Raw genomic sequence first — 15,827 nt, forward strand, 5'->3', positions numbered from 1 at the left:
ACGTTGTTTGTTTCGTTCAGTTTTCAAAGAACTACTTGGTCGCTCATTTGCGACTTCCTTATGTTAACATCTTCGTTAGTTAATGTCAACTAAGTTTTTTTATTTCATTTGTCGCTTGCGACGTTATTGTCATCGGCGACTTGTTCTATATTACACCTCTAAGCTCTAATCGTCAATATGTTTTTATAAAAAATATAAAAAGGCTTATTTCTTTTAAAATAAGCTTTTTTATCACATATCATTCTATTCATTTATTATTTTTCTATAATTGGTAACGAAACGATAAATTGAATAATACCATCCCTATATTCCGCTCGAATACTACCACCTTGTAACTCAACAATACTTTTCGCAATCGCTAAACCGAGTCCCGACCCTTCCGTTACTCTACTTCGAGATTGATCCTTCTTATAGAAACGTTCAAACAAATTCGCTAACTCTTCTCTCGTAAACTCTTCACTATGATTCGCAATTACAATTTGTATATCCCTACGCTGCCTTTGAAGAGAAACTTTTATATCTGCATCATCTTTACTATACTTAATCGCATTCATTAGTAAATTATCAAATACACGAACCATCTTTTCCGAATCAATCGATGCATAAGCACGTTCCTCAGGAAACTTCTTAACAAACGTAAGTCCATGTTCTTCCGCCTGCGGTACTAACTCTTCTATTAATTGCTCGAGTAGCTCATTCATACAAACTTCCTGTTTTTCTAATACAACTTGTTCATTTGTTAACTTCGTATACTCAAATAAATCTTCTATTAAATTTTTTAACTGCTCCGACTTTGCAAAAGCAATTCTCGTATACTCATCGTGTTGTTCTTTATTTTCATATTTAGAATCTCGAAGTAATCGTAAGTAGCCCATAATAGAAGTCAGCGGTGTGCGTAAATCGTGAGATACATTCGTAATAAGCTCATTCTTTTGCTTCTCTAATTTACGTTCCTTTTCTATATTATTCATAAGCTCTTCTGCCATATTATTAATATTCTCAGTTAAAGCTGCAATCTCATCTTCACCTTTTTTCTCAATGCGGTACGCTAAGTTGCCTCTTTCTATTTCCTTTACACCTTGTGCCATTGCTTCAATCTGCTTCATCTTTCTCTTTGTTATATAGAAGAAAGAGAAAATGAATACAAGAACACCAATTAAAAACGGGAATGGCCCTTCTTTCGTATCATACATTACCTCTCCCTCTGGAATTCCGCTAACAAACATGTACAAATTCTTTCCTTCAATAGTAATAGGTGAAAAAGATATAAACTCTTTTCTTGTACTTTCAAATACATTTCTACCATCTGTATAATTAATCGCAAATGATGCTGCATTACGAATCGTATTATGCAAATCGATTTGCTCTTCTTGCGCTTGCTTTGTTTTATATAAAACTTTACCACTTTCATCAGTAACCAATATCTTTAAAGCTCTAGACCCTTGCTCTAAATTTTGGTTCTCCATTTCGATCATATTTGATATAGCTTCTAATTTATTTTCATGAACCGAACTATTTGCCGCTCCTTGAGCTTGGTGATTAATTTGTTCCATACCAGCCCGATAATCGATAGTTGCTTGACGATTCGCATTCTCAAAAAATGGCGCAGCTCCCTTCGCTGACAAAACTCCTAATAACGCACAAGCAGCAAAAGTAGTAATCATTTGAATCCTTATACTCTTTCGTACGCTCTTTACTAATTTCTCAATTAATTCTCTTATTTTCCTTATATAAGTAAACGGATTAAATATCTTTTTCAATCTTATACCCCACTCCCCATACTGTTTTTATATATCTAGGTTTCCTTGGATTCTCCTCAATCTTTTCACGCACTTTCCGAATGTGCACCATTACAGTATTATCAGACTGGAAAGATCGTTCGTTCCACACCTTTTCATAAATTTGCTCCGCACTAAACACCATACCTGGATTTCTAGCTAGCAATTCTAAAATTGAAAATTCCCTCGGAGTTAGTTTCACTTCTTCTCCCTCTACAACAACTTTATGGGTCGAGATGTTGATTTTCATCTCCCCAATTTCTAACTCGTCCTCATTTTGGACAGCGAAACCATTCATTTTCATATAACGGCGTAACTGAGATTTAATTCGTGCAATTAACTCTAATGGATTAAAGGGCTTCGTTACGTAATCATCTGCCCCTGTTGTTAATCCTAAAATCTTATCCATATCTTGCGTTTTGGCAGAAAGCATAATAATAGGCATTTCTTTCGCTTCCCTTACCTTCATACACATATGAATACCATCCACTTTCGGCATCATAATATCTAATACGACTAGATGTACTTCATTTTCTTCCAATAGACGTAATCCTTCTTCTCCGTCTCCTGCTTGTAATACTTTATATCCTTCATTCTTTAAATAGATTGTAATTAAATTCCGAATTTCTTTTTCATCATCTACGACAAGTATTGTTTCGTGTGCCACAATATCTCCCCCATCACTTTTTTAATCCCTAACTTCTATTATAGGAAAACTTCTGAAGAAAAACGCTCGGAAATCCTTAAGATTTTCTGAAGACGCAAAAAGGTCTAGACTCCCCTTAAGTCTAGACCTTTAAAAAACCCCTTTTATTTACGAACGTAGATGAAATATAGTACGAATAAAACTCCCATAACATACATAATCGGATGAACCTCTTTACGACGACCACTCATAACCATTGTAATTGGATAGAAGATAAATCCAATGGCAATCCCAGTTGCGATACTATACGTAAGTGGCATAGAGATAATTGTAAAGAATGCTGGTACTGCAATCTCGAATTTCTTCCAATCAATTTCCCCTAAGGAAGAAACCATCAAGATTCCTACAATAATTAAAGCCGGTGCCGTTACAGCTGGCGTTACAACACTTAATAATGGCGAGAAGAATAGTGCCAGTAAGAAGAATCCTGCTGTTACAACTGCTGTAAATCCAGAACGTCCTCCCGCTGCTACCCCTGCAGACGATTCAATGTAAGACGTTGTTGTTGATGTACCCAAGATCGCACCAATTACAGTTGCAATCGCATCTGCAAATAACGCTTTTCCTGCACGTGGTAATTTATTGTTCTTCATTAATCCTGCTTGATTTGCAACCGCTACAAGCGTACCTGCTGTATCAAAGAAATCGATAAAGAAGAACGTTATAATAACAATCCCCATTTGAACTGTGAAAATATCTCCGAAGTGCGTTAACGCCACGCCGAACGTTGGTTCTAGACTCGGTATTGCTCCCACCACAGCTTTCGGAGTATCAATTAATCCTGTTGCAACTCCTAAGATCGCTGTAAGAATCATACCGTAGAATACTGCACCATTAACTTTCTTAATCATGAAGATGATCGTAGTAACAACCCCGAAGATTGCTAGTAACGTTGTGCCCTTTGTTAAGTCCCCCAACCCAACAAGAACCGCATCGTTTTTCACGATAATTCCGGCATTTTGGAATCCAAGGAAAGCAATGAATAATCCAATACCTGCTGCTACTGCAAACTTTAACTCCGATGGAATTGCATTAATGATTTTTTCACGAATACCTGAAGCAGTAAGAATAATAAAGATAATACCTGACATTAATGTTCCGGCAATGGCCGTTTGCCACGGAATACCCATCGTTAACACTGCTGTATAAGCAAAGAACGCGTTAATTCCCATACCTGGCGCTAAAGCAATTGGATACTTCGCGAAAATACCCATAATTAACGAACCGATCGCTGCCGCTAATGCCGTAGCAACGAATACTGCACCTGGATCCATCCCTGTACCTGCTGGTAACCCTTTAACATTTCCAAGCGACAGCGTAGCAGGATTGACAAATAGTACGTAAGCCATAGATAGAAATGTCGTTAACCCTGCTATGAACTCAGTCTTATAATTCGTACCGAGCTCATCAAACTGAAAATAGCGTTTCATCCTATGTTTCCCCCGTTATATGATTACTCGCCGTATTTCACCCTAGCCCTCTTTTATCCCGAGAAATAAAAAAGGCTCCCATTGCATATATACATGGAAGCGTTCTATAAACAAAGACAAGTTTCCCCTCATCTTTATACAAACGCCTCGTAGTCAAGCCATTTACGGTAGCTAGGTAGAAACTTTCGGGCCATATCCCCGATATTATACGACGGCTATAATATTCACTTTTCGTTTGAATTACATAATCATATTAACTCGACGAAGTAGTTTTGTCAATTTAAAAACGAACATTTCCATAAACTTTTATAGTTTCGTTCGTATTGATGCCAAAATAAAAAAGATCCATCTATGCATAAGCAATAGATGGACCTTTTTATAAATACTATTCCCACTCAATAGTTGCTGGTGGCTTACTCGTTACATCATACACGATACGGTTAACGTGTTTTACTTCGTTTACGATACGTACAGAGATTTTCTCTAATACGTCCCAAGGGATACGTGCCCAGTCAGCTGTCATACCGTCGATAGATGTTACTGCACGGATACCTACTGTGTAATCGTAAGTACGCTCGTCACCCATAACACCTACGCTACGCATACCAGGAAGTGCAGTGAAGTATTGCCAGATTTCACGGTCTAAGCCCGCTTTAATAATTTCTTCACGTAAAATCGCATCAGATTCACGAACGATTTCTAATTTCTCTTCTGTAATTTCACCTAATACACGAATACCAAGACCCGGTCCTGGGAATGGTTGACGCCATACGATTTCATCAGGAATTCCTAGTTCAGATCCTAATACACGTACTTCGTCTTTAAATAACGTGTTTAAAGGCTCAATTAATTTGAACTGCATGTCTTCTGGAAGTCCACCAACGTTGTGGTGAGATTTAATTGTTTGTGCAGTTGCTGTACCACTTTCAACGATGTCTGTGTAAAGTGTACCTTGTGCTAAAAAGTCCATACCTTGTAATTTAGACGCTTCATCATCAAATACGTAAATGAATTCGTTACCGATGATTTTACGTTTTTGTTCTGGATCTTCTACACCTTTTAACTTGTTCATGAAGCGTTCTTTTGCATCCACTTTAATAACGTTCATGTGGAAGCCTTCGCTAAATGTTTTCATAACGCCTTCTGCTTCGCCTTTACGCAGTAAGCCGTGGTCAACGAAAATACAAGTTAATTGATCGCCGATTGCTTTATGAATTAATACTGCTACAACAGAAGAGTCTACACCGCCACTAAGTGCGCATAGTACTTTTTTGTCTCCAACAGTTTCACGAATTTTTTCTAATTCTACTTCGATAAAGTTCTCCATGTTCCATCCTTCAGAACAACCACATACGCCGAATACGAAGTTTTTAATTAAATCGTTACCGTGCTCAGAGTGACGTACTTCTGGGTGGAATTGTACACCGTATAAGTTTTTCGCTTCATTGCTCATACCAGCAATTGGGCAAGACTCACTTGTTGCGTCTACTACGAATCCTTCAGGTAAACCAGTTACTAAGTCACCATGGCTCATCCATACAACTTGCTCTTCTGGAATGTTCGCATATAATTTTGATTCGTTCTCTACTTTAAGAACAGCCTTTCCGTACTCACGGTGATTTGCACGCTCTACTTTACCACCGAAGTGTTGCGTCATAAGCTGCATACCGTAACAAATACCGAAGATTGGTAAACCTAGTTCAAAGATTTTTTCATCACAATGTAATGCACCTTCACCGTATACGCTATTTGGTCCACCAGAGAAAATAATCCCTTTTGGATTCATTGCTTTAATTTCTTCTGCAGTAATTGTATGTGGATGAAGTTCACTGTATACACCGAACTCACGAATTCGACGTGCTATTAACTGATTGTATTGACTTCCAAAATCTAAAACGATAATTGTATCGTGTTGTTTCTTCAAAATAATCACCCCAACGTTAGTTCTCGTATATAAATATTTTCACCAATTTGGCGAAAAGCATTACCAATATAATAAAAAAAGCCAGTCCTCCGCCTCTAGTCTCATAACAAAGAAAAGGCAGGGGTCTGGCTTTATAAAGAAAGATAGTCTCCGCTCTTTATAAATATAAGACACACTGCCTTCATAGTCAGGTTGTTTGCGGTAACCCGGTAGAGACTCTCAAACCATATCATTGAGGATATATGAAGGATCGTTTTATATTATCTTCCTAGATTCTAACAATGAAATATCAATATGGTCAAGAGAGAAAGCGACAAAATTCTACAGAAATTCATTTCCTTTTCTAAAAAACATAAAAAAACATCCATTTCTATATAGAAATGGATGTTTTTTAGGGCAAACGGAATTACATCATTCCGCCCATACCGCCCATGCCCATGCCGCCCATGTCAGGCATTGCTGGTGCATTTGGTTCTGGCTTGTCAGCAACTACAGCTTCAGTTGTTAAGAACATAGCTGCAACAGATGCTGCGTTTTGAAGTGCAGAACGAGTTACTTTAGCTGGATCTACGATACCAGACTCAAGCATGTTAACCCATTCGCCAGTAGCTGCGTTGAAACCAACGCCTACTTTTTCGCCTTTTAGACGCTCTACAACTACAGATCCTTCTAGACCAGCGTTGATTGCGATTTGACGAACTGGCTCTTCTAGTGCGCGAAGTACGATGTTGATACCTGTTGCTTCGTCGCCTTCAGCTACGATAGAAGCTACTTTTGTGTATACGTTCATAAGTGAAGTACCACCACCTGCAACGATACCTTCTTCTACTGCTGCACGAGTTGAGTTAAGTGCATCTTCAATACGAAGTTTGCGTTCTTTCAACTCAGTTTCAGTTGCTGCACCTACTTTAATTACCGCTACGCCACCTGCAAGTTTTGCAAGACGCTCTTGTAATTTTTCACGATCGAATTCAGAAGTTGTTTCTTCTAATTGCGCACGGATTTGACCGATGCGAGCTTCGATTTGTTCTGTGCTTCCTACACCTTCAACTACAGTTGTGTTTTCTTTTGTAACAACAACTTTACCAGCGCGTCCTAAAGATTCAACTGTAGCAGATTTTAAGTCACGACCTAATTCTTCAGTGATTACTTCGCCACCTGTTAAGATCGCGATATCTTCTAGCATTGCTTTACGACGGTCACCAAATCCAGGAGCTTTAACAGCTACTACATTGAATGTACCACGAAGTTTGTTCACTACTAATGTAGCTAACGCTTCGCCTTCTACATCTTCAGCAATGATAAGAAGTGGTTTACCTTGTTGTACCACTTGCTCTAATACTGGTAAGATTTCTTGAATGTTAGAAATCTTTTTGTCAGTGATTAAGATGTATGGGTTATCAAGAACTGCTTCCATTTTGTCAGAATCAGTAATCATGTAAGGAGATGCATATCCACGATCAAATTGCATACCTTCTACTACGTCTAATTCTGTTGTGAAGCCTTTAGATTCTTCTAAAGTAATAACGCCGTCGTTACCAACGCGCTCCATTGCTTCAGCGATTAATTGACCTACTTCTTCGTCAGCAGCAGAAATAGCAGCTACTTGTGCGATAGAAGATTTACCTTCGATTGGTTTAGAAATCGTTTTTAATTCTTCAATTGCAGCAGTAACAGCTTTTTCGATACCTTTACGAAGACCCATTGGGTTCGCACCAGCTGTTACGTTTTTAAGACCTTCACGAATCATAGCTTGCGCTAATACAGTTGCAGTTGTTGTTCCGTCACCAGCTACGTCATTTGTTTTGCTAGCAACTTCTGCTACTAGTTTCGCACCCATGTTTTCGAATGCATCTTCTAATTCGATTTCTTTTGCGATTGTTACACCGTCATTTGTAATAAGTGGTGAACCGAATTTTTTCTCAAGAACAACGTTACGACCTTTTGGTCCAAGCGTTACTTTTACTGCATTTGCAAGAGTGTCGACACCGCGAAGCATCGAACGACGTGCTTCTTCACTAAATTTAATATCTTTTGCCATAATAATTGACCCCCTTGGATTTTTTAAGATTTATATAATTAACCGATAACTGCTAAAATGTCACTTTCACGTAAAATCAAGTAGTCTGTACCTTCATATTTCACTTCAGTACCTGCATATTTTGAGAAGATGATAAGATCACCTGCTGCTACCTCTAAAGCAACACGCTCACCATTCTCAAGCACTCGACCAGTACCTACTGCAACAACTTTACCCTCTTGTGGTTTTTCTTTTGCAGTATCTGGTAATACGATACCACTTGCTGTTTTTTCTTCTGCTTGAACAAGCTCAATTACAACGCGATCACCTAATGGCTTTAGCATGAACAATAACCTCCTCATTTTGTTATGTAAATTTCTTTTATTAGCACTCAAGTCATCCGAGTGCTAACACACTTATAATAATAAATAATCTCAATTTCTTTTGCAAGTAAAAAAATCATAATTTTTTCGCAAATCACTATATAAACTTTCTATATAGAATACTGCCTTTACTATATGAATCGTTGTTTCCACTGCTCGTATGTTACAATATGAAAGGACACCCTAAGTTGTTTTCGCTACACACACAACTTTCTCCTGTCTTCTATTATAATTTCAAATAAGGATTTACGAAAAAAACATAATTCAAGTGAGGTTTATATCGTAGGTAGCATATTTACATGTTATCCTAACTTATCTCATACACTATAGTTAGAAAGGATGGTTAAACCATTTGAAGAAACAATACTGGTGGATTATCGTTACATACATTTTAATGCAGTTATCTGGCGTTGTTGGATTGCCACTTCTCCTAAAAACAGGACTCTATGATAATAGAGGATTTACCATTGAGGAAAAAGGACAAATCATAACGGGACACTGGGCAATTATTAGCTTCTTTGTTGCATTATGTATCGTACTTTGGTTACTTAGAACAGATATTCGTGACAGGCATTTAGATCCAAAGCGCTCTTCTGCTCCAGCTACTATTGGATGGATTTTCATCGGGTTCTTCTTAGCTTTCTTTTCACAAATAGTTGCCGGTATGATCGAGATGCAGCTGCTAGGAATTAAACAAGGTTCAGAAAATACAATGAAACTGATGGAGATTGCAAGAACGACCCCTTGGTTCCTTATTGTTGTATCTATAATTGGACCTATCTTAGAAGAAATCGTATTTAGAAAAATTTTATTTGGTGCACTTTATAAGAAGTTTAACTTCTTTATCGCAGCTATCATTAGTTCGCTTGTATTCGCAGCAATTCATTTTGATTTTACTCATTTATTGGTATACACTGCTATGGGGCTCGTATTCGCCTTCTTATATGTGAAGACGAAACGGATTATCGTTCCGATTGCAGCTCATGTTGCGATGAATACATTAGTCGCTATTGGGCAAATTTTTATGAGCAATGAACAAATTCAAGAAATGATTAAAGAAGCTGAAAAAATGCAAGGCTTTATCGGAGGATTTTTTGTATGAGAAACTCACCATTGTTCATGGCTGCACTATACTTCCTTCTTGGATGTATCTTTACACGCTTCGCCATTACGAACGTGACAGATACAATCTGGAATATGTGGACAATACTATTTGCAGTTATGGCAACAATTGATTTTAATTTGGCACTTCGCCTTATATTAATTAAATTCACAAAGAAGAAACAATAATAAAACGCAGAGGTCGCTTCCTCTGCGTTTTATTGTGGATAGTTTTTCAAAAAGTAAACTAATGTTTGTAACTCTACAGCTAAGTCAATATGATGAATTCTAATATTCTCTGATACGTTTAATCGCGCTGGTGTGAAATTCAAAATACCATGCACGCTCGTTTCAGCTAATCTATCTGCTACAGCTTGTGCTACTGTAGCCGGTACTGTTAATATTGCCACTTGTATATCATTTGATAATCTCTCTTCTAATTCATCTAAATGATATACAGGAATGCCCCCGATTTCTGTTCCAACTTTCTCTTCACTAACATCAAATGCCATTTCAATTTTTGTATTATTGTTTTTCGTGAAATTATAATGTAAGAAAGCGGTCCCTAAATTACCTACTCCAATAAGTGCTACACGTGTTATATCATCTTGATCAAGTGTTTCGCGGAAAAATGATAATAAATAATTTACGTTATATCCATATCCCTTTTTCCCTAACGCTCCAAAATACGAAAAATCTCTTCGTATTGTTGCGGAATCTACTTTTACTGCCTCACTCAATTCGGCCGATGAAACACGCTGCTTACCAGAAAGAGATAAGTTTTGGATAAATCGATAGTATAGAGGCAATCTTTTAGCAGTGGCTTGTGGAATCTTTTGCTGATCCATATGACCTCTCCTCTCTTCCTATCTTTATTCATATACTTTAATCAAATACAGAAGTTTAGCACTCATTAAATTCCTTGTATAATAAAGAGAAGAAGTATTCTCTCTTTATTTTAAACTATACACTATTTTTAGTATGATTGAGAAATATAAACATGGCAAAGTTAAGAAATTATTTGAGGTGAAAACATTGATTTTATTACAAGTAAACGCGCTTTCGAAATTATACGGTGCAGAAACGATTCTTGCAAACATAAAATTGGAAGTACAAACAAAAGATCGTATCGCATTAGTTGGAAGGAATGGAGCAGGCAAATCTACATTATTAAAAATTATCGCTGGTGAATTATCTCATGATGGTGGCGAAATTATAAAACCGAAAGATGTCTCAATCGGATATTTAGCTCAAAATACTGGACTAGAAACGTCTTTAACAATTTGGGATGAAATGCTAACCGTCTTTACCCACTTACAGCAAATGGAGACAAAACTTCGAAGGCTTGAGCAAGAAATGGGAAAAGAAGAAAACTTTTCAAACGAAGCTACATATGAAAGATTGTTAGCTGATTATGACCAATTGCAACTCAATTATAAAGATCAAGGTGGATATCAATATGAAGCGGATATTCGCTCCATTTTAAGCGGCCTTGGCTTCCCAGTTGAAACGCACCAGACGACGATCTCTACTTTAAGCGGCGGGCAAAAAACAAGATTAGCTCTCGGGAAATTATTATTAACAAAACCAGACTTACTTATTTTGGATGAGCCTACAAACCATTTAGACATCGAAACATTAACGTGGCTTGAGCAATATTTACAAGGTTATCCTGGCGCAATATTAATCGTTTCACATGACCGTTATTTCTTAGACAAACTCGTTACACAAGTATATGAAATTTCGAATAAAGAAAGCAGACGATTTGTTGGTAACTACAGTAAATATTTAGACTTAAAATCAGCATTATATGAGCAAGAAATGAAACGTTACGAAAAACAACAAGATGAAATCGCAAAACTTGAGGACTTCGTTCAAAAGAATATAGCTCGCGCTTCTACAACGAAACGTGCTCAAAGTCGTCGTAAACAACTAGACAGAATGGAATTATTAACGAGACCATTAGGGGATTCTAAGTCAGCATCATTCCACTTCGATATTGAAAAGCAAAGTGGAAATGATGTTTTACAAGTAAATGATGCAACCATCGGCTATGATGAGAACCCTATAATTGAACATGTAACTATGCGCTTAACTCGCGGAGATAGTGTTGCTTTAGTTGGTCCAAACGGAATTGGGAAATCCACATTGTTAAAGTCTATTGTGAATAAGTTACCACTATTAAATGGTGATGTTTCTTTCGGATCAAATGTATCTGTTGGTTATTATGATCAAGAACAAGCAAACTTAACATCTTCTAAACGGGTTTTAAATGAACTATGGGATGAATATCCACTGCAACCTGAAAAAGAAATCCGTACTATACTCGGGAATTTTTTATTCACAGGAGATGATGTACTGAAACCAGTATCTTCCCTTAGTGGTGGACAAAAAGCTCGATTAGCTCTTGCAAAACTTATGATGCAAAAATCAAATTTATTAATTCTAGATGAACCTACGAACCACCTTGATTTAAACAGTAAAGAAATTTTGGAGAATGCTTTAATTGATTATCCAGGGACTCTTCTATTCGTCTCACATGACCGCTACTTTATTAACCGTGTAACAACGACTGTGGTTGAGTTATCAACAGAAGGTGCACAGGAATATTTAGGGGATTACGATTACTACGTTGAAAAGAAAAATGAAATGATTGAACGTGCAGAACTTGAACAGCAAGAAAGTGACATTCCTGTTCAAAAGGTGGTTGCACAAGAGAAATTAAATTATTTAGAAGAAAAAGAGCGTAAAAAACTAGAGCGTCAACGCACTAGAAAAATTGAAGAGCTAGAACAAAGTATATTAGAATTAGAAGAAGAAATTGCTACGTTAGAAGATCAACTTTGCTTACCAGAAATATATGCAGATTATGAAAAAGCTAGTGAAATTACAACTAAAAAGCAAACGCTACAAGAACAACTTGAAACTTGTATGGCAGAATGGGAAGAGTTGCATGTATAAGCATATTTAAATAAGGAAGATGTCTCATAAGTCAGGATTTTTGACTATGCGACATCTTTTTTTCTTTTAATACAGAAACAATTTTTTGAGTATATCAATCGTAACTTAGAATATACCAACGATTTTTCAAATATATCTATTGTAACCCTATATATATTAACAATTCGACACGAAATATCGATTTAACGACAAAGATTGACAATATTAGCATCTTCTATAATAGGGGGGTGCTTCAAAATGTTTTTCGGGGATATCTTCTTACTTTTTATTTCCCGAAAAAGAACAAACTCAAAGGTCTGACATCATCCTATTTATCCACAAGTTTATACACATATCCACCTTTATAAAATAAACCTTAAAATAACTTTTCCACATTATCCACAATCAATAAAAAAGTTATCAACATTTTATATACACAATAAAACCCACATTATCAACAGACAATATGGGTTTTATCCACAACCTGTGGTTAATTATGTGTATAACTATGCTTCAATATCTAATCCTGGATTTGCATTTAAGGCTAATGTTGCACGCTTACCTTGTTCATAAGCAATTGTCCCTGCCGCTGCAATCATCGCTGCATTATCTGTGCATAAAGATAGCGGCGGAATAATTAATTCAATGTTTTCTTTTTGTGCAAATTCCTCTTCTAATCGCGCACGAAGTCCTTTATTAGCAGCTACTCCACCAGCAAGAAGTAATTGCTTTACATTATAAGCTTCTGCTGCACGAGCTGCTTTCGTTACAAGTACATCTATTACACTTTCTTGGAAACTTGCCGCTAAATCTTCTGGCGCAATTTCTATACCGCGTTGTTTTGCGTTATGCACAGTGTTGATAACTGCTGATTTCAATCCACTAAAGCTAAAATCATATGAATCCGGTTCTAGCCATGCACGAGGCAAATCAATTGTCGGTTCTCCTTCATGTGCAAGGCGATCAATATGAGGACCACCTGGATATGGCATAGATAACGTACGAGCTACTTTATCATATGCTTCTCCAGCTGCATCGTCTCGTGTTTCACCAATTACTTCGAATGAACCATGTTCTTTCATATAAACAAGTTCCGTATGCCCACCAGATACAACAAGTGATAATAACGGGAATTGAACTTCTTTTACTAAACGGTTCGCATAAATATGACCAGCAATATGATGAACACCGACTAACGGAATATCATGTGCAAACGCTACTGCCTTCGCTGCATTTACTCCAATTAGAAGTGCTCCTACTAAACCAGGACCTTCTGTTACAGCAATTGCATCAATATCATCAAATGTGATGTTTGCTTCCTTTAAAGCTTCTTCTAACACAACTGTAATTTCTTCTACATGATGACGGGATGCAATCTCTGGTACAACGCCGCCAAAACGTTTATGACTTTCAATTTGTGATGCAACGACATTCGCAATAATTTCCGTTCCATTTTTAACAACTGCTACTGCTGTTTCATCACAACTTGTTTCAATACCAAGTATAATCGTATTTTTTTCCATTATATATTCACCCACATTACGAGACCATCTTCCTGATTGTCTGCATAGTATCGTTTACGAATCCCACCATTTTGAAATCCGTATTTTCTGTATAACTGCTTTGCTACTTCATTTGATACACGTACTTCAAGTGTCATTGTTTTTACCCCTAGTTCTTTCGCTTCAGAAATAACTGCTTTCAATAGGGCATCTCCTAACTTTTGACCTCGGTATTCTGGCAAAATAGCTATATTTGTTATATGTGATTCATCAATAATTATCCACAATCCACAATACCCGACTACACGACCATCTTTTTCTAACACAATATAATGTGCATGTTCATTCATCGTTAATTCACGGTGAAAGGCATCTGCAGTCCAAGGAGTTGAAAAAGACGCTTCTTCAATAGCTACAATTTGAGCAATATCATCAAGCTCCATCTTTCTAAATATCATATCCATCTTCTGCAAGCTCCTACTTGTTTTGACTTTCTAACCACTTTGTTTCAGCTTCAGCTAAACGAAGATAGCTTGGAACAAACGTATGCACATCTTGTTCTTCTTTTTGTAATCCTAAGAATGCTAGCTCACTTGGTCTTGGGTTATTTTTAGTAAATGGAGCGAATACAGCTTGATCACCTAAATGTTCTATAATTGTTTCTTTATGCAATTTAACATCGTTACCGATAAATAAAACAGGCTGTCCTTTATCTTTTAACATTTGCAACCAGTCCACAATAAGAATAATTCGGTCTTCTTCTATTGAAGTTAACTGCTCTCCTTCATATGTATATAACCCAGTATAAATTTGCCCACGTCTTCCATCAAATAAAGGACAAATTAACCCGTTAAAGTTAGCACCGTTTGCAGCTACTACCTCTAAACTTGATACACCTACAATTGGTATTTGAAGTGACCAAGCTAATGTTTTCGCCGCTGTCACGCCTATGCGAACACCTGTATAGGATCCAGGTCCAGCAGCTACAACGATTTTAGTTAATTCCTTCGGTTTTACGCCACACTCTTTTAACAGTTTCTCTACAGCTGGCATAAGACGTACAGAATGGTTTTTTGTTAAATTTGTAATGATTTCCCCAATTACGTTTCCTTCCTCAATAAGGGATACACCCATTACGTAATTTGAAGTATCAATTGCTAGTACTTTCATCTTGTAATAGCTCCTCACATAATCTAATATAGCGATCTCCAATTGGCTCGAGTATAATTTTTCTTGTGTCATCTCCAGCATGGAATAAACTAATTTGTAACTTTTCATTCGGTAAATATGCTTCTATTAAATGAGCCCATTCTACTACCGTAATTCCTTCACCGTAGAAATATTCATCAAAGCCTAAGTCCTCTTCACTTTCTGCTAAGCGATACACGTCCATATGATATAGCGGTAATCTTCCTTTATATTCTTTGATGATATTAAAGGTAGGACTATTTACAACTCTTTTCACTCCAAGACCTTTTGCTAGTCCCTTTGTAAAAGTCGTCTTACCAGCTCCAAGATCTCCTTCTAAAATAATTACGTCTTGTGCCTCTACGAGCTTACCTAGTTTTTCTGATAACCTTTGTGTTTCCTCAGAAGATTTTGTTGTTACTTCATATTTACTCACAGACTTCACCTACTTTACTCACAATGTTCTCTGCTCTTTATTATACAGGTTTTGAATATATAAAAAAGTCCTTAGGAGTTGTCCTAAGGATAGTTTGACTGTCTTTATTAGTTTTTTGTTAAAACAAATAAAAAAATACGAAACAACTTGTTTCGTTCTTTTCTTTATATGAAATGGCGGTCCCGACCGGGGTCGAACCGGCGATCTCCTGCGTGACAGGCAGGCATGTTAACCACTACACCACGGGACCATTTGGTTGCGGGGACAGGATTTGAACCTGCGACCTTCGGGTTATGAGCCCGACGAGCTACCGTGCTGCTCCACCCCGCGACAATATAAATAGCTTGGCGACGTCCTACTCTCACAGGGACAAGGTCCCAACTACCATCGGCGCTAGAGAGCTTAACTTCCGTGTTCGG

At 37.2% G+C, this 15,827-nt stretch carries 14 protein-coding genes, 2 tRNA genes, 1 rRNA gene and 2 riboswitches; of the genes, 3 read left to right on the top strand and 14 right to left on the bottom strand.

The annotated features are described in order from the left end of the window. Positions 1-254: 254 nt before the first annotated feature. From ampS to groES, 6 genes are all read right to left on the bottom strand, one after another. Positions 255-1,760 (bottom strand): aminopeptidase AmpS, encoded by a 1,506-nt coding sequence (ampS, locus tag HFD78_RS28345; protein ID WP_000719214.1) that lies wholly within the window; start codon positions 1,758-1,760, stop codon positions 255-257. Then, positions 1,744-2,445, bottom strand: a complete 702-nt coding sequence (locus HFD78_RS28350; protein WP_000929887.1) for a response regulator transcription factor — start codon at positions 2,443-2,445, stop codon at positions 1,744-1,746. Before HFD78_RS28350 ends, ampS begins: the two co-directional genes overlap by 17 nt. A gap of 143 nt (positions 2,446-2,588) precedes the next feature. Then, positions 2,589-3,914, bottom strand: coding sequence for an NCS2 family permease (locus HFD78_RS28355; protein ID WP_000833095.1), 1,326 nt, complete (start codon positions 3,912-3,914; stop codon positions 2,589-2,591). A gap of 130 nt (positions 3,915-4,044) precedes the next feature. Then, a riboswitch (purine riboswitch) is annotated at positions 4,045-4,146 on the bottom strand. 153 nt (positions 4,147-4,299) lie between these two features. Continuing rightward, positions 4,300-5,838, bottom strand: a complete 1,539-nt coding sequence (guaA, locus tag HFD78_RS28360; RefSeq protein ID WP_000743902.1) for a glutamine-hydrolyzing GMP synthase — start codon at positions 5,836-5,838, stop codon at positions 4,300-4,302. 164 nt (positions 5,839-6,002) lie between these two features. Next, positions 6,003-6,104: riboswitch (purine riboswitch) on the bottom strand. A 140-nt stretch (positions 6,105-6,244) separates the two neighbouring features. Then, positions 6,245-7,879: a chaperonin GroEL gene (gene groL / locus HFD78_RS28365; RefSeq protein ID WP_001029993.1), complete on the bottom strand. Its 1,635-nt coding sequence runs from the start codon at positions 7,877-7,879 to the stop codon at positions 6,245-6,247. A gap of 38 nt (positions 7,880-7,917) precedes the next feature. Next, the gene (groES, locus tag HFD78_RS28370) at positions 7,918-8,202 is read right to left on the bottom strand and encodes a co-chaperone GroES (protein WP_000917311.1); all 285 of its coding nucleotides are present in this window, start codon (positions 8,200-8,202) and stop codon (positions 7,918-7,920) included. A 391-nt stretch (positions 8,203-8,593) separates the two neighbouring features. On the opposite strand from groES, the gene HFD78_RS28375 reads away from it, so the two are divergent. Together HFD78_RS28375 and HFD78_RS28380 are read left to right on the top strand one after the other, a co-directional pair. Then, positions 8,594-9,343 (top strand): CPBP family intramembrane glutamic endopeptidase, encoded by a 750-nt coding sequence (locus HFD78_RS28375; protein ID WP_000745326.1) that lies wholly within the window; start codon positions 8,594-8,596, stop codon positions 9,341-9,343. After that, a complete protein-coding gene (locus tag HFD78_RS28380) occupies positions 9,340-9,531 on the top strand; it encodes a YdiK family protein (protein WP_001246200.1) in 192 nt (63 codons plus the stop codon). Before HFD78_RS28375 ends, HFD78_RS28380 begins: the two co-directional genes overlap by 4 nt. A 29-nt stretch (positions 9,532-9,560) precedes the next feature. Here the strand turns inward: HFD78_RS28380 and HFD78_RS28385 are convergent, their stop codons facing one another. Then, the gene (locus HFD78_RS28385; RefSeq protein WP_000372699.1) at positions 9,561-10,190 is read right to left on the bottom strand and encodes a redox-sensing transcriptional repressor Rex; all 630 of its coding nucleotides are present in this window, start codon (positions 10,188-10,190) and stop codon (positions 9,561-9,563) included. A gap of 187 nt (positions 10,191-10,377) precedes the next feature. Here HFD78_RS28385 and HFD78_RS28390 point away from each other — a divergent pair, with 187 nt between their 5' ends. After that, positions 10,378-12,303, top strand: coding sequence for an ABC-F family ATP-binding cassette domain-containing protein (locus HFD78_RS28390; RefSeq protein WP_000602145.1), 1,926 nt, complete (start codon positions 10,378-10,380; stop codon positions 12,301-12,303). 485 nt (positions 12,304-12,788) lie between these two features. On the opposite strand, the gene tsaD is transcribed toward HFD78_RS28390, so the two are convergent. The 7 genes from tsaD to rrf form a co-directional block, all read right to left on the bottom strand. Then, entirely contained in the window at positions 12,789-13,805 is a 1,017-nt protein-coding gene (gene tsaD, locus HFD78_RS28395; RefSeq protein ID WP_000414585.1) for a tRNA (adenosine(37)-N6)-threonylcarbamoyltransferase complex transferase subunit TsaD, read from the bottom strand. Then, positions 13,805-14,248, bottom strand: coding sequence for a ribosomal protein S18-alanine N-acetyltransferase (gene rimI, locus HFD78_RS28400; RefSeq protein WP_000367190.1), 444 nt, complete (start codon positions 14,246-14,248; stop codon positions 13,805-13,807). Before rimI ends, tsaD begins: the two co-directional genes overlap by 1 nt. A gap of 13 nt (positions 14,249-14,261) precedes the next feature. Next, positions 14,262-14,954, bottom strand: a complete 693-nt coding sequence (gene tsaB / locus HFD78_RS28405; protein WP_000865753.1) for a tRNA (adenosine(37)-N6)-threonylcarbamoyltransferase complex dimerization subunit type 1 TsaB — start codon at positions 14,952-14,954, stop codon at positions 14,262-14,264. Next, complete coding sequence (tsaE, locus tag HFD78_RS28410) at positions 14,935-15,408, bottom strand: tRNA (adenosine(37)-N6)-threonylcarbamoyltransferase complex ATPase subunit type 1 TsaE (RefSeq protein ID WP_000049648.1); 474 nt, start codon at positions 15,406-15,408, stop codon at positions 14,935-14,937. The genes tsaB and tsaE overlap by 20 nt, the downstream gene beginning before the upstream one ends. A 174-nt stretch (positions 15,409-15,582) precedes the next feature. Beyond that, a tRNA-Asp gene (locus tag HFD78_RS28415) sits at positions 15,583-15,658 on the bottom strand. 3 nt (positions 15,659-15,661) lie between these two features. Beyond that, a tRNA-Met gene (locus HFD78_RS28420) sits at positions 15,662-15,738 on the bottom strand. A gap of 12 nt (positions 15,739-15,750) precedes the next feature. After that, a 5S ribosomal RNA gene (rrf, locus tag HFD78_RS30195) occupies positions 15,751-15,827 on the bottom strand; the annotation flags it as partial.

Origin of the sequence: Bacillus sp. EKM501B, assembly GCF_011800505.1 — a bacterium.
GTDB lineage: Bacteria > Bacillota > Bacilli > Bacillales > Bacillaceae_G > Bacillus_A > Bacillus_A cereus.

Bases quoted from the DNA above. Each gene is read 5' to 3' on its own strand.
- groES (WP_000917311.1), bottom strand. From the start codon at position 8,202: ATGCTAAAGCCATTAGGTGATCGCGTTGTAATTGAGCTTGTTCAAGCA.
- tsaD (WP_000414585.1), bottom strand. From the start codon at position 13,805: ATGGAAAAAAATACGATTATACTTGGTATTGAAACAAGTTGTGATGAA.
- HFD78_RS28380 (WP_001246200.1), top strand. From the start codon at position 9,340: ATGAGAAACTCACCATTGTTCATGGCTGCACTATACTTCCTTCTTGGA.
- groL (WP_001029993.1), bottom strand. From the start codon at position 7,879: ATGGCAAAAGATATTAAATTTAGTGAAGAAGCACGTCGTTCGATGCTT.
- tsaB (WP_000865753.1), bottom strand. From the start codon at position 14,954: ATGAAAGTACTAGCAATTGATACTTCAAATTACGTAATGGGTGTATCC.
- HFD78_RS28385 (WP_000372699.1), bottom strand. From the start codon at position 10,190: ATGGATCAGCAAAAGATTCCACAAGCCACTGCTAAAAGATTGCCTCTA.
- HFD78_RS28355 (WP_000833095.1), bottom strand. From the start codon at position 3,914: ATGAAACGCTATTTTCAGTTTGATGAGCTCGGTACGAATTATAAGACT.
- rimI (WP_000367190.1), bottom strand. From the start codon at position 14,248: ATGGATATGATATTTAGAAAGATGGAGCTTGATGATATTGCTCAAATT.